This is a genomic window from Ferrovum myxofaciens (genome assembly GCF_013181415.1).
GTDB classification, from domain to species: Bacteria; Pseudomonadota; Gammaproteobacteria; order Burkholderiales; family Ferrovaceae; genus Ferrovum; species Ferrovum myxofaciens.
Map to the genome: position 1 here is coordinate 1,087,064 of NZ_CP053676.1, position 13,285 is coordinate 1,100,348.

At 58.9% G+C, this 13,285-nt stretch carries 13 protein-coding genes; 6 read left to right on the forward strand and 7 right to left on the reverse strand.

What is annotated here, in order from left to right:
- Nucleotides 1–12 precede the first annotated feature (12 nt).
- The 6 genes from HO274_RS05285 to gatC are packed head-to-tail and all read right to left on the reverse strand — an operon-like array spanning nucleotide 13 to nucleotide 6,235.
- Nucleotides 13–1,257 (reverse strand): AmpG family muropeptide MFS transporter, encoded by a 1,245-nt coding sequence (locus tag HO274_RS05285; RefSeq protein ID WP_273121951.1) that lies wholly within the window; start codon nucleotides 1,255–1,257, stop codon nucleotides 13–15.
- Between the two features lie 36 nt (nucleotides 1,258–1,293).
- Nucleotides 1,294–1,881, reverse strand: coding sequence for a methionine biosynthesis protein MetW (metW, locus tag HO274_RS05290; protein WP_031595677.1), 588 nt, complete (start codon nucleotides 1,879–1,881; stop codon nucleotides 1,294–1,296).
- Nucleotides 1,878–3,020 (reverse strand): homoserine O-succinyltransferase MetX, encoded by a 1,143-nt coding sequence (gene metX, locus HO274_RS05295; RefSeq protein ID WP_273121953.1) that lies wholly within the window; start codon nucleotides 3,018–3,020, stop codon nucleotides 1,878–1,880. Before metX ends, metW begins: the two co-directional genes overlap by 4 nt.
- A 9-nt stretch (nucleotides 3,021–3,029) precedes the next feature.
- Nucleotides 3,030–4,466 carry an Asp-tRNA(Asn)/Glu-tRNA(Gln) amidotransferase subunit GatB gene (gatB, locus tag HO274_RS05300; protein WP_273121955.1) on the reverse strand — a complete coding sequence of 479 codons (1,437 nt, stop codon included), beginning with the start codon at nucleotides 4,464–4,466 and terminating at the stop codon, nucleotides 3,030–3,032.
- Nucleotides 4,463–5,932 carry an Asp-tRNA(Asn)/Glu-tRNA(Gln) amidotransferase subunit GatA gene (gene gatA, locus HO274_RS05305; RefSeq protein WP_273121957.1) on the reverse strand — a complete coding sequence of 490 codons (1,470 nt, stop codon included), beginning with the start codon at nucleotides 5,930–5,932 and terminating at the stop codon, nucleotides 4,463–4,465. Before gatA ends, gatB begins: the two co-directional genes overlap by 4 nt.
- 9 nt (nucleotides 5,933–5,941) lie before the next feature.
- Entirely contained in the window at nucleotides 5,942–6,235 is a 294-nt protein-coding gene (gene gatC / locus HO274_RS05310) for an Asp-tRNA(Asn)/Glu-tRNA(Gln) amidotransferase subunit GatC (protein WP_031595673.1), read from the reverse strand.
- A 73-nt stretch (nucleotides 6,236–6,308) separates the two neighbouring features.
- Between gatC and HO274_RS05315 the strand changes: the two genes are divergently transcribed.
- Genes HO274_RS05315 through HO274_RS05340 form a run of 6 tightly spaced genes read left to right on the forward strand, consistent with a single transcriptional unit; the run spans nucleotide 6,309 to nucleotide 12,353 of the window.
- Complete coding sequence (locus HO274_RS05315) at nucleotides 6,309–7,352, forward strand: rod shape-determining protein (protein ID WP_031595672.1); 1,044 nt, start codon at nucleotides 6,309–6,311, stop codon at nucleotides 7,350–7,352.
- A 22-nt stretch (nucleotides 7,353–7,374) separates the two neighbouring features.
- A complete protein-coding gene (gene mreC / locus HO274_RS05320) occupies nucleotides 7,375–8,280 on the forward strand; it encodes a rod shape-determining protein MreC (protein ID WP_273121960.1) in 906 nt (301 codons plus the stop codon).
- Nucleotide 8,281: 1 nt separating this feature from the next.
- Nucleotides 8,282–8,809 carry a rod shape-determining protein MreD gene (gene mreD, locus HO274_RS05325; RefSeq protein ID WP_051861881.1) on the forward strand — a complete coding sequence of 176 codons (528 nt, stop codon included), beginning with the start codon at nucleotides 8,282–8,284 and terminating at the stop codon, nucleotides 8,807–8,809.
- Nucleotides 8,772–10,694, forward strand: coding sequence for a penicillin-binding protein 2 (gene mrdA, locus HO274_RS05330; RefSeq protein ID WP_197456276.1), 1,923 nt, complete (start codon nucleotides 8,772–8,774; stop codon nucleotides 10,692–10,694). Before mreD ends, mrdA begins: the two co-directional genes overlap by 38 nt.
- Nucleotides 10,687–11,781 carry a rod shape-determining protein RodA gene (gene rodA, locus HO274_RS05335; RefSeq protein WP_031595666.1) on the forward strand — a complete coding sequence of 365 codons (1,095 nt, stop codon included), beginning with the start codon at nucleotides 10,687–10,689 and terminating at the stop codon, nucleotides 11,779–11,781. The genes mrdA and rodA overlap by 8 nt, the downstream gene beginning before the upstream one ends.
- 23 nt (nucleotides 11,782–11,804) lie before the next feature.
- Entirely contained in the window at nucleotides 11,805–12,353 is a 549-nt protein-coding gene (locus HO274_RS05340; RefSeq protein WP_051861879.1) for a septal ring lytic transglycosylase RlpA family protein, read from the forward strand.
- Nucleotides 12,354–12,356: 3 nt separating this feature from the next.
- Here the strand turns inward: HO274_RS05340 and lipA are convergent, their stop codons facing one another.
- Entirely contained in the window at nucleotides 12,357–13,283 is a 927-nt protein-coding gene (gene lipA, locus HO274_RS05345; protein WP_273122280.1) for a lipoyl synthase, read from the reverse strand.
- Nucleotides 13,284–13,285: the final 2 nt, after the last annotated feature.

Sequence of the window (13,285 nt, forward strand, 5' to 3'; positions counted from 1 at the left end):
AAAGCATTTTAATCAAGGACCTTTGCACTCCAGGGCCCGAATATCCCGTCGCAAAGCCCACAACAGCCCTAACCCAGGCAGAGCCGCCACGGTCGCCACCAGAAAATACACCTCCCAGCCCGCCCATTCCGACAACCAGCCCGCCACCGGCCCCATGGAAACCCGCCCGATGGCCGCCAGCGCCGAGAGCAGCGCAAACTGGGTCGCGCTATAGCGCGGGGTGCACAAACTCATGAGCAGGGCGGCAAAGGCGCTGGTTCCCATACCGCTGGTGAAGTTCTCGAGAAAAACCGCCCCCACCATGGCCGGGAAGTGATGCCCCCAGGCCGCCAATCCCACAAAGGACAGGGTCGCCAACCCCTGAATCCAGCCAAAATACCACAGGCTGCGGTAAATTCCCCAACGGAGCATCAGCATGCCGCCCACAAAACTGCCCCCCAGGGTGGCCATCAACCCCACCCCCTTGCCAATGCTCCCGACTTCAGCCAGACCAAAACCCAATCCGCGCAAAAGGAAAACAGAAGACAGCGCAAAGGCCAGGGCATCCCCCAGTTTGTACAACACCACCAGGCTCAGCAGGGCACGGGCACCGGGACGGGCAAAATAATCTTGCCACGGTCCCGTCATGGTTTCGCGCCAGGATCCCTGCACCGGCGCAGGAGCCTCGGGTTCCCGCGCCCAGAGGGTCCCGAGGATACCCACTCCCAGGGCCAGGGCCATCACATCGTAGGTGCCTGCCCAGCCCACTTTGGCCGCCCACACCAAGGCCAGGGCCCCCGCGCACAGCATGGCCAGACGATAACCCAGCATGGCCGCACTGGCACCCAATCCCCGCGCCTCCGGAGGCAGGAGATCGGTCCGGTAGGCATCCACCACAATGTCCTGGGTGGCGGAGGCCAGCGCCAACCCCAAGGCAATGGAGGCCAGCAAGGCGGGAGGAGCCGAACTTTGAGTGTGCCCCAAAACCAGGATCAGACCCAAAGTCATGAATTGGGTCACCAGTATCCAGCCCCGCCGTCGTCCCAAAAAGGGCAAAGAAAATCGGTCCAGCCAGGGTGCCCAAAGAAATTTGAGGGTATAGGGAAGCCCCGCCAGAGTGATCCAGCCAATCTGCGTCAACGGAACCCCCTCCATGGTCAGGCGGGCTTGCAGGGTGGCGCCACTCAGGGAAAGCGGGAGGCCGGAGGAAAACCCGAGCAAAAGAAGGACCCCCAAGGTCCGAACGCCGTCACGCCCCTTCAGGAAACCGGCGCGCATCAAACCCTGCCTACGACCCAGAGGGATACATGGCACTCAACCCCGGAAGCGGATACGATAGTAGGCGAGACTACCCAACAGGTTGGGCATGAGTTCCACGGTATGACCCGAGGGATTCATCACCCGCCGCTCCATGACCTGTACGCCGCTACGGGCGCACAACGCCTCGAAATCATGCAGCGTACACAGGTGGACATTGGGGGTGTCATACCATTCGTAGGGCATATCCACAGACTTGGGCATGGTTCCATTCAAAACCTGCCAGCGGTGTTTCCAGTAACCGAAATTCGGAAAAGTGACGATACCTTCGCGCCCCACCCGCAACATTTCACGCAAAATTTCTTCCGTGTGACGCATGGCCTGCAACGTTTGGGAAAGGATCACGGTATCGAAGGAATGATCGGAAAAACCCGACAACCCTTCTTCCAAATTGACCTGCAACACCGAAACACCCTGGCGCAAAGCCGCCACCACCTGTTCCGGAATGATTTCGATGCCATAGCCGCTGACCCGTCGAACCCGTTGGAGGTGGGCCAGCAACTGACCATCCCCACAGCCCAGATCGAGCACCCGACTATCCACAGACACACCCTGGGCAATCAGTTCGTAGTCGGCGCGGATCATGGGCGGCACTCCCCGGCAATCCGTTCAAGATAGGCGAACATCACTGCGAAATAATCCTCATTTTCCATCAAAAAAGCATCATGCCCCTGATTGGAATCGATTTCCGCATAACTCACCACCGCCCGGTTATCCAGCAGAGCCTGGACGATTTCACGGGAGCGGGCGGGGGAAAAACGCCAGTCCGTGGTAAAGGACAGAACCAGGAACTGCGCGCGCGCAGGCTGCAGCGCCTGTGCCAGATCACCGCCCGTGGCGCGTGCCGGATCAAAGTAATCCAGGGCCTTGGTCATGATCAGATAGGTATTGGCATCAAACCGTTCCGAAAACTTTTTTCCCTGATAGCGCAGGTAGGATTCAATTTCGAATTCCACTTCGAGGGAAAAATGGGGCGATCCTCCGATCAATTCCCGCCCGAACTTTGTCATCATGGCATCATCACTCAGGTAAGTGATATGCCCCAACATCCGGGCCAGACGCAACCCCCGTTCCGGCACGACTCCCTGCGCATAGAAATCTCCACCGTAGAAATGGGGATCGCTGGTAATGGCCTGACGCGCCACTTCATTGAAGCCGATATTCTGGGCAGAAAGACAAGGAGCAGCGGCAATGATCAGGGCATGACGAACCCGTTCAGGGAAACAAATCGTCCATTGCAGGGCTTGCATGGCCCCCAGACTGCCCCCCATCACTGCAGCAAAGGTGGAAATTCCCAAATGGTCCGCCAGACGGGCCTGGGACTCGACCCAATCTTCCACCGTCAGAAATGGAAAACTCGCCCCATAAGGCTGTCCCGTCACCGGATTCAAACTGGAGGGACCCGTGGAACCATGACAGCCCCCCAGATTATTGACCCCGATCACAAAAAACCGCTCCGTATCCACGGGTTTACCGGGCCCCACCATGTTTTCCCACCAACCCACCCCATGAAGATCCCCGGCATATTGACCGGCCACATGATGGGAACCGGACAGGGCATGACAAACCAGAATGGCATTGTCCTTCCTTTCGTTGAGGACCCCGTAGGTTTCATACACCAGTTGGTAGTGGGGCAATACGGTGCCGGAAGACAGGCGCAAAGGAACATCGAAATACGCCACTTGCGGGAAGACGATGCCAACAGAGGATGCAGTCCGGGTCATCACGTACGCTCAGGATCCACTTAATTTACGGCGCAGCAACTCATTGAGTTGTTGCGGGTTGGCCCGCCCCTCACTGGCCTTCATGGCACGGCCCACAAAAAACCCGAAAACCTTGTCCTTGCCCGCACGGAACTCTTCCACCTGGGCGGGGTGAGCCGCCAGTAATTCATCGATCAATTTTTCCAGCACCCCGCTGTCCGATACCTGAGAAAGATCACGGGCCGCAATGAGCGCATCCACCTCCCCCCCCTCCTGCCACACAATCTCGAACACTTCCCGGGCCATCTTGCCCGACAAGGTGCCGTCCTGGATCCGCCGCAGCAAAGCCGCCAGTTGAGGGGCGCTCACCGAGGAATCTTGCACCTCCCGCCCGGTGCGCTTGAGGGTGGCGGCCAACTCCCCCGTCATCCAGTTGGCGCAGAGTTTGGGATCCAGGGTGCCTTCCGCCACCAGGGTCAGAAAATAGTTGGCCCATTCCCGAGAGGCGGTGAGCAAACCGGCATCATAGACCGACAGACCAAACCGGGTCTGCAGACGCTGCGCCAGAGCCGCCGGCAATTCCGGCAAGGCAGCCCGTTCCTGCTCGATCCATGCCTCATCGATACACAGAGGCGGCAGGTCCGGATCCGGGAAATAACGATAATCCTGGGCATCCTCCTTGGAACGCATGGAGCGTGTCTCATCCCGTTCCGGATCGTACAGGCGGGTTTCCTGAACCACTTTCCCCCCGCTTTCCAACAACTCCACCTGCCGTTCAAATTCATGCAGAATGGCCTGTTCCAGAAAACGGAAGGAATTCAGATTTTTGATTTCACAACGCGTCCCAAACGCCACCTGCCCCTGGGGCCGCACCGAGACATTGGCATCGCACCGGAACGATCCCTCCTGCATGTTGCCATCGCATATCCCGATCCAGGTCACCAGTTGATGTAACGTACGGGCATACGCCACCGCTTCCGCTGCACTGCGCATCACCGGTTCCGTCACGATTTCAAGCAAGGGAGTCCCGGCACGGTTCAAATCGATACCGGAACGCCCATGAAAATCTTCGTGCAACGACTTGCCCGCATCCTCTTCCAGATGCGCCCGGGTCAGGAGTACCTGATGAGGCACGCCCTCCAGGGCAAAGGTCACCACACCGCCTTTGACCACCGGTTCCTCGTACTGGCTGATCTGATATCCCTTGGGCAGATCGGGATAAAAATAATTCTTGCGCTCGAACCACGAACGCGGATTGATCTGTGCGCCCACCGCCAGACCAAAGCGGATGGCCTGGGCCACGGCCTGCCGGTTTGGAACCGGCAAAACGCCGGGCAGGGCCAGATCCACCGCATTGGCCTGAACATTCGGAGGCGCACCAAAAGCCGTGGGGGAACCGGAAAACATTTTGGAACGGGTTGCCAACTGCACATGGGTTTCCAGCCCGATGACCATTTCCCACTTCATGCTTGTTCTCCTCGCCCGGGAACCCGGGCATGCCAATCGGTTGCCTGTTGATACCCGTGGGCAACGGCCAGAAGGCGCGCCTCGCTGAAGTGGGGTCCGATCAGTTGCAGCCCCACAGGCAGTCCCTGACCATCGAACCCCGCCGGAATGGACATGCCTGGCAAGCCTGCCAGATTGACTCCAATGGTGAAGATGTCGGACAGATACATCTGAACCGGGTCACTGCCCTTGTCGCCAAAACGGAAAGCCGTACTGGGTGTGGTGGGCCCCATCAACACATCGCACTGTTCAAAAGCCTGTAAAAAATCCTGCTGGATGAGGCGACGTACCCGTTGAGCCTGCAAGTAGTAGGCATCATAATACCCTTGGGACAACACATAGGCACCGGTCAAAATGCGCAATTTGACCTCTGCGCCAAACCCTTCGGCCCGACTGCGCGCGATCATTTCATTGAGATCGCCGTACTGTGACGCACGCCATCCGTAGCGTACGCCATCATAGCGGGACAGGTTGCTGGAGGCTTCGGCAGGCGCCAGTACATAGTAAACCGGCACCGACAGCTCGCTGTGCGGCAGATCCACTTCCACAAGTCGGGCACCCCGGGATTCATAGACGCGCAGGGCTTCCTCCACGGCCTGTGCCACCCCGGGAGCGATGCCCGCACCAAAATACTGACGGGGCAAACCGATGCGCAATCCTTCCAGGGAGTGTTCCAGTTGGGCACCAAAGTCTTCCTCCGGACGCGCCACCGAGGTGGCATCCCGTTCATCGAATCCCGTCAGGGTACCCAGACTCCAGGCTAAATCTGCCGCGCTGGGCGCCATGAGCCCGCCCTGATCGAGACTGGAGGCAAAGGCAATCATGCCATAACGGGAAACCCGTCCATAGGTGGGTTTGAGCCCGCTGATCCCGCAGAAGGCTGCAGGCTGACGAATGGATCCGCCCGTGTCCGTAGCCGTTGCCAAGGGAGCCAAACGGGCAGCCACAGCCGCCGCAGAGCCCCCGGAACTGCCCCCCGGCACATGGGTCAGTTGCCAGGGATTGCGCACCGGACCATAAAAAGAGGTTTCATTGCTCGACCCCATGGCAAATTCGTCCATGTTGGTTTTCCCCAGAATGACCGAGCCAGCCTCTTTGAAACGCTGGATGACATGGGCATCGTAGGGAGCCACAAAGTTGGACAACATGCGCGAACCACAGGTGGTCAGCCAGCCCTCGGTACAGAAAATATCCTTGTGCGCCACCGGGATGCCCAGCAACGGCCCCCCTTCTCCCCGCGCCAGGCGTATATCGGCGGCACGGGCCTGGGACAGGGAACGTTCGGGGTCCACCGTAATGAAACAACCCAGACGCGTATTGTACTGTTCGATACGCTGCAGGTAAGCCTGGGTCAACTCTTCGCTGGAAAAAGTACGCTCGCGTAATCCTGCGCAGAGCATGCGCAATGAGGTGTCATCAAGATTCATGAGAAGCCCTTATTCGATGACTCGGGGAACGAGATACAGGCCGTCCGCCACTTCGGGGGCCAGGGATTGAAATTGTGCGCGCTGGTCCCGGGTGGTGATTTCATCGTCCCGCAGACGCAAGGTCAGATCAAAGGACTGAGCCAGGGGTTTGACTCCCTGGGTATCCACTTGCTGCAGGCGATCGATGAGACCCAGAATGCTGTGGAACCGGGCCGGCAAGCGATCCAACTCCTCTGCACTCAGTTCGATACAGGCCAAACGCGCCAGATGACGCAGGGAACTTTCATTCAACGAATCAGACAAGGAACCTCCCGTGGAAAGGAATGGTGTAATCGCGTATCATAAGGGGCTTTGATCCTGTATCCAAGGGAGCATCATGTTCGAATTTCTGCGCGGTTATTTTTCCACTGACCTCGCCATAGATCTGGGGACTGCCAATACCCTGATCTACTCGCGCGGCAAGGGCATCGTACTCAATGAACCCTCGGTGGTTGCAATTCGCCATGACCGCGAAAATCATGGCAAAAAAGTCATCCAGGCCGTCGGTCTTGCTGCCAAAGCCATGCTGGGGCGCACGCCGGGCAACATCACCGCCATCCGCCCCATGAAGGACGGGGTCATTGCGGATTTTACCATCACTGAGCAGATGCTCAAATATTTTATCCGCCAGGTACATGAATCCCGCCTGCTTTCACCCAGTCCACGCATCATCATCTGTGTGCCCTGCGGGTCCACCCAGGTGGAGCGCCGCGCCATTCGCGAGTCTGCTCTGGGCGCCGGGGCCCGTCAAGTGTTCCTGATCGAGGAACCCATGGCGGCAGCCATCGGGGCAAACCTGCCGGTGCGCGAAGCCACCGGCTCCATGGTAGTGGATATCGGCGGCGGCACCACGGAGGTGGGGGTCATGTCATTGGGAGGCCTGGTCTATGCTTCCTCGGTGCGCACGGGCGGGGACAAGTTTGACGAAGCCATCATCAACTACATTCGTCGCAATTACGGCATGCTGATCGGTGAAACCACCGCCGAACAGATCAAAAAAGAAATCGGCTCCGCATTTCCGGGTTCGGAGGTCCGGGAAATCGAGGTCAAGGGACGCAACCTGTCGGAAGGAGTCCCGCGTACCTTCACCATTTCCAGCAACGAGATCCTCGAGGCCCTCACCGACCCCCTGAACAACATCATCGGCACTGTCCATCAGGTACTCGAGCAAACCCCTCCTGAACTGGGGGCGGATATCGCCGAGCGCGGCATGGTCATCACTGGAGGGGGCGCACTGCTGCGCGACATCGACCGCCTCCTCATCGAAGAAACCGGACTTCCTGTTCTGATCGCAGAAGATCCCCTGACCTGTGTGGTACGCGGCTGCGGTCAGGCTCTGGAGGATATCGACAAGTTGGGCGTGGTCTTCACCTCCGATTGATGGCGTTCTACTGCGGTCTGGCATGTCGACCCTAAAATCCCGCCCCAACGATCTGTTTTCGCGACCAGCCGCCCCCCTCTGGCTGCGGAGCGGGATTTATGGCCTGCTCGCCCTGGCCTGCATTCTTCTCGACCATCATTATCACCGTCTGGAAAAGGTTCACCAGATCCTGCGGATCTGGACCCTTCCGCTCCAGGAATTGGCCCGGGTTCCCCTCTGGACCGAACGGGAAATCGGTCGCCATCTGACGACCCTGGAACGCCTGCAGGCCGAAAACAATGCCCTGCGTCATGAATTGCTGGGGCAAGCCGCACTGGTTCAACAAGCCACCCTCCTGACCCGGGACCTGACCCGGTTACACGCCCTGATGCAACTCGGAAGCACCCCCCGATTTACCGGGCGGATCTGCCGACTCATCAGTAGCGCGCGCAACCCCTTCGTCCAGAAGGTCCTGCTGGAAGGCGGGGAGAGTCAGGGCATCCAGGCCGGCTCTCCCGTCCTGACCGATCAGGGATTGATGGGACAAATCACGCGTGTCTACCCCGACGAAAGCGAAGTCACCCTGATCAGTAACCGCAACCTGACCATTCCCGTGGAAATCGAGCGCACCGGACTGCGTACCCTGGCCATGGGAACCGGCCATCAAGGGGAACTTTCCTTGCCCTATGTCCCGTCACAAACCGATGTCAAGGTCGGGGATCTTCTGCTCACCTCCGGCATCGACGGCCTGTATCCCAGGGGATTGACCGTTGCCACCCTGACTTCCGTCACGCGCCATCCCTCTTCCGCATTTGTCGAAATCACTGCGCGCGTCAACGCCGGCACCGACACCTATCCCGACGTGCTGGTCATGGCCCCCAATACGGCTTTCCAGAATCTGCCCCCTCTGGACAACCCGCCCCATCCTCCGATTCATAAAAAACCCTGACATGGACTCCATTACCTCCCTCTCTGCGACAACCCTGCGTGTTTCTCCCTCGCGCGGGTGGATTCGCACCAGCCTGGGATTGAGTCTGATTTTTCTTTTTCTGCCCTGGGAAGGTTGGGGACTGTGGATACGTCCCGATGCCACGGCGCTGCTCCTGATCTATTGGGGGGTCTTTGAACCCACCGTGATGGGTGCCGGCAGCGCTTTCCTGCTGGGGATATTGAGTGATGTGGCACAAAGTCATGTGCTGGGCGTGCACGCCCTGACGTATTCCACCCTCTACGTTCTGGTTCAGTACTATCGACCGCGCATTCTGTCCTTTTATCGCCTCAACCAGGTGCTGCACGTACTGATGTTGCTTCTGCTGACCCAATGGCTGGAAGGATTGGTGAACGGCCTGCTGGGATACTCCTGGCCCAACTGGGCCTGGTGGGTGATCCAGCCCTTGCTGGGGGCCCTGGGGTGGCCGTTCCTGCCCCTCCTGCTGGAACGTGCCCCGCGTCCTGCTGCGCCCCCGCAGTCCCCCTGACATGTCGCCCCCCCTGCGCGATCCGCATCAGGAACGATGGAATTTTCGCTTTCGCCTGGGCGTCACCTGGTGGCTCGTCATGGTTCTGTTCCTGGCCCTGATCGCCCGCCTGGCCTGGCTGCAAATCGTGGCCCAGCGCCATTACCATACCCTGGCAGAAGCCAATCGAATTGCCATCGTTCCCCTGGTTCCTCAACGAGGCCTGATCCTCGATCGCCATGGCGTGGTGCTGGCAGAGAATCGTTACGAATTTGATCTGGAAATCACCCCCCATCTCTGTCCGGATATTTCTGCCACCCTGGAAGCCTTGACCCGGTTGGTAACCATCACCCCCTCGGACCGTAAGTTGTTCCAGAAAATGCGCGATGAAAGTCACGGGCTGACTCCCGTTGCCATCCGCACCCATCTCACGGAAGAAGAAGTCGCGCGCTTTTCCGTGAATCGCTACCGTTTCCCTGGGGTGGACATCGAAGCCCGCCTCACCCGTACCTATCCTTTAGGCCTACATGCCTCCCATCTGATCGGCTATATCAGCCGGATCAACGAAGAGGATCAGGACCGTCTGGAGGATGAAGACCTGAGCGACCAGTATCGAGGCACCAACCATATCGGTAAACAGGGCATCGAAAGTCATTACGAATCACTCCTGCACGGGACGACCGGCTCCGAACAGGTGGAAACCGATGCCGCAGGACATGGGCTGCGCAGCCTGGCTCAAACTGCTCCGGTTTCCGGAGACGACCTGTATCTGACCATCGACGCTAAACTGCAACAAGTGGCGGAGGAAGCCTTTGGACTCCAGCATGGGGCTCTGGTGGCCATCGACCCGGAGACGGGTGAAGTACTGGCCTTTGTCAGTCAACCGGGCTTTGATCCCAATTTATTCGTGGACGGAATCGATCAGGAGCACTGGAATGACCTCAATACCTCCCCCGACCACCCCCTCAATGACCGCGCCCTGCGCGGACAATACCCCCCCGGCTCCACCGTCAAACCCTTCATGGCCTTGGCCGCGCTGCAACTGAAGGTACGCAGTGCCGACTATGTCCTGTACGATCCCGGTTATTTTTCCTTTCCCGGCAGCAGCCATCACTACCGGGATTGGCGCGAGGGAGGGCACGGCAAGGTGGACATGACGATTTCCATCATTCAGTCCTGTGACACCTATTACTATAGTCTGGCCAACGAAATGGGCATCGACAGAATGCATGATTTCTTTACTTTGTTTGGATTTGGACAAAAAAGCGGCATCGACCTGGATGGGGAAGTGGCCGGACTTTACCCCTCCACCGCCTGGAAACAAAAAAAATATCATCAGGCCTGGTATGCAGGGGATACGGTCATCAGCGGTATCGGTCAGGGCTATGTACTGGCGACTCCCCTGCAACTGGCGGTGGCCACGGCTATGCTGGCCAACCAGGGGAAACGCATGACTCCTCATCTGGTGCGGGCCATTCGTCATGCAGAATCCGGTAAGATTACCCTCATCGCACCCAAAGTCAGCCAGACCCTCACCTTCCGCCCGGAGGACCTGGAAACCGTACGAAACGCCATGGTCGGAGTCATGAAACCCGGCGGAACCGCTGCTCAGGCCGGGGCGGGCGCCCTCTATTCGATGGCCGGGAAAACCGGCACGGCTCAGGTAGTCGGCGTCCGCCAGGGCGAAAAGTACAATGCCAGCGCTCTGACCGAACATAATCGCGACCATGCCCTGTTCATCGCCTATGCGCCGGCAGATCACCCCCGTCTGGCCGTGGCCGTTCTGGTGGAAAACGGCGGTCACGGCGGCTCCACGGCTGCGCCCATTGCGCGCCAGGTTTTCGACTATTATCTGCTGGGCAAACGGCCACCCCCTGCCGCCCCCACTGCCGTACCCCATGATTAAGCGCGCCTATACCCTCTGGATCGCGCCCATGGACCGGACCTTGCTCCATACGACCCTGTTTCTCGTCCTGTTCAGCCTGATTGTGCTCTATAGCGCCTCAGGGGAAGAATTGAGCAAAGTACTGAGTCAGGTGCGCAATCTGGCACTGGCCTTCGGGGTAATGGGACTGGTAGCCCGGACCAATCCCCAGATCCTGGAACGTCTGGCTTTCCCCTTGTATGGGCTGGCCCTGTTGGCCCTGATTGCCGTCGCCCTATTTGGAGAAGTCAGTCATGGCGCCCGGCGCTGGCTGCACCTTGGCCCCTTGCATGTGCAACCCTCGGAATTGATGAAACTGGCTCTGCCCATGGCCCTGGCCGCCTTTTTCGAGTGGCGTTCCCGCACCCTGAACTGGCGTGATTTTGTGGTGGCGGGCCTGATGCTCCTGGTTCCGGTGGGCCTGGTCCTGCGTCAACCCGATCTGGGCACCGCGCTCCTCATCGCCAGTTCCGGGTTCTACATCCTCTATTTTGCCGGTTTGCCCTGGAAAGTGATGGGACTCCTGAGCGCCCTTGCCCTGGCGGCCCTTCCGCTGATCTGGCCCCTCTTGCACGGTTATCAGAAAAACCGCATCCTCGTTTTTCTCGACCCCACCCAGGATCCTCTGGGCGCAGGCTACCATACCCTGCAAGCCATGATCGCCATCGGTTCCGGGGGAGTGCTGGGGAAAGGCTGGTTACAGGGTACTCAGTCCCATCTGGATTTTTTGCCGGAGCACACCACGGATTTCATTTTTGCCGTGTTTGGCGAAGAATTCGGTTTAATGGGAGAATTGGTTTTTCTGGGGGCCATGCTGGTGTTGATCACCCGTGGCTTTTACATCGCCAACGAGGGATCCACGCCTTTTTCCCGCCTCATGGCAGGAGCGCTGTCCATGACTTTGTTCACCTATACTTTCGTCAACATGGGCATGGTCAGTGGAATTTTGCCCGTGGTGGGGGTCCCTTTGCCCTTTCTCAGTTACGGAGGTACCTCCCTGGTCACCTTGTTCAGCAGTGTGGGGTTCTTGATGAGCGTGCATCACCACCGAAAATTGGTCAAACAATGACATCACACCAGAAAATACACCTCATGAACATGCTGCGCTTGAGCCTGATCCTGGTCATCCTGGCCGGGTGCAGCACCACGCCGCCGCCTGCGCCCGTGTCCCATGCGCCTCAGGAGGGGGGACATTATAAGACCGATGGTCCAGGTCTTCATCCCCCTGCCGATCTGGCCGACATTCCCGATGCCGTGCCCAGAAAGGAGCCCTTGAACAAGTTTGCCAACCGCCCCTATACGGCCCTCGGCAAGGTCTATGTCCCCGACCTCTCCAATAAACCCTATAAAGTCCAGGGGATGGCCTCCTGGTATGGGCGTAAGTTCCACAACCAGAAAACCTCCACCGGAGAACTCTATGACATGTACGGAATGACCGGGGCGAGTACCACGCTGCCGCTCCCCTGCTACGTCCGGGTCACGAATCTGGCCAACCGCAAATCGGTGGTGGTGCGAGTCAATGACCGGGGCCCTTTCAAGTCCGACCGGATCATCGATCTCACCTATACCGCCGCCTGGAAACTGGGCTTTGTCAATCAAGGTTCCGCATGGGTGGAAGTGGAACGGATTTTCCCGAAATGACGTTCAGAGAGTCAGCGGGGCACCGGTGGCCTGGCTTTCGGCGTGATAACTGGAACGCACCAGCGGCCCCGAGGCCACCTGACTGAAGCCGAGCCTCCGGGCGTCCTCTCCCAGTTGCTCGAATACCTCCGGCGCCCAGTAATGGGTCACCGGCAAATGATGGAGGGAAGGTTGCAGGTACTGCCCCAGAGTCAGCATCTCCACTCCGTGCGCCCGCAGGTCTGCCATGACCGCCCGCACTTCCTCGAGAGTTTCACCCAATCCCAGCATGAGTCCGGATTTGGTTGCCACCGAGGGATGCAACGCTTTGAAAGAACGCAGCAGGTGGAGGGAATGTCCATAATCGGCTCCCGGTCTGACCGAAGGATAAAGACGGGGAACGGTTTCCAGGTTATGGTTGAATACCTGGGGCGGTGCCTGACTCAGCAGTTCCAGCGCCGTTTCCAGGCGACCCCGAAAATCCGGCACCAGGATTTCCACTCGAGTGGTGGGAGAAGCGGCCCGAATGGCCTGAATACAGGCCACGAAATGCCCTGCCCCGCCATCGCGCAAATCATCCCGATCCACACTGGTCACCACCACGAAACGCAACCCCAGACGCCGGATGCTGCGCGCCAAACGCTGGGGCTCCTGGGGGTCCACCGGATCGGGTAGTCCATGACCCACGTCACAGAAAGGGCAACGGCGCGTACAGCGATCCCCCAGAATCATGAAGGTGGCGGTTCCCCCGCTGAAACACTCCCCGATGTTGGGACAGGCCGCTTCTTCGCACACCGTATGCAATTTCTCTTCCCGCAACAGGGTACGCACCGCCTGAAACTTTTCCCCCGTGGGAATCCTGACACGGATCCAGGCAGGCTTGGGTTGGAGTGCCTGGGGTTGAACCTTGATGGGGATGCGCGCTGTCTTGAGCGCCCCCTTTTCCTTCATAC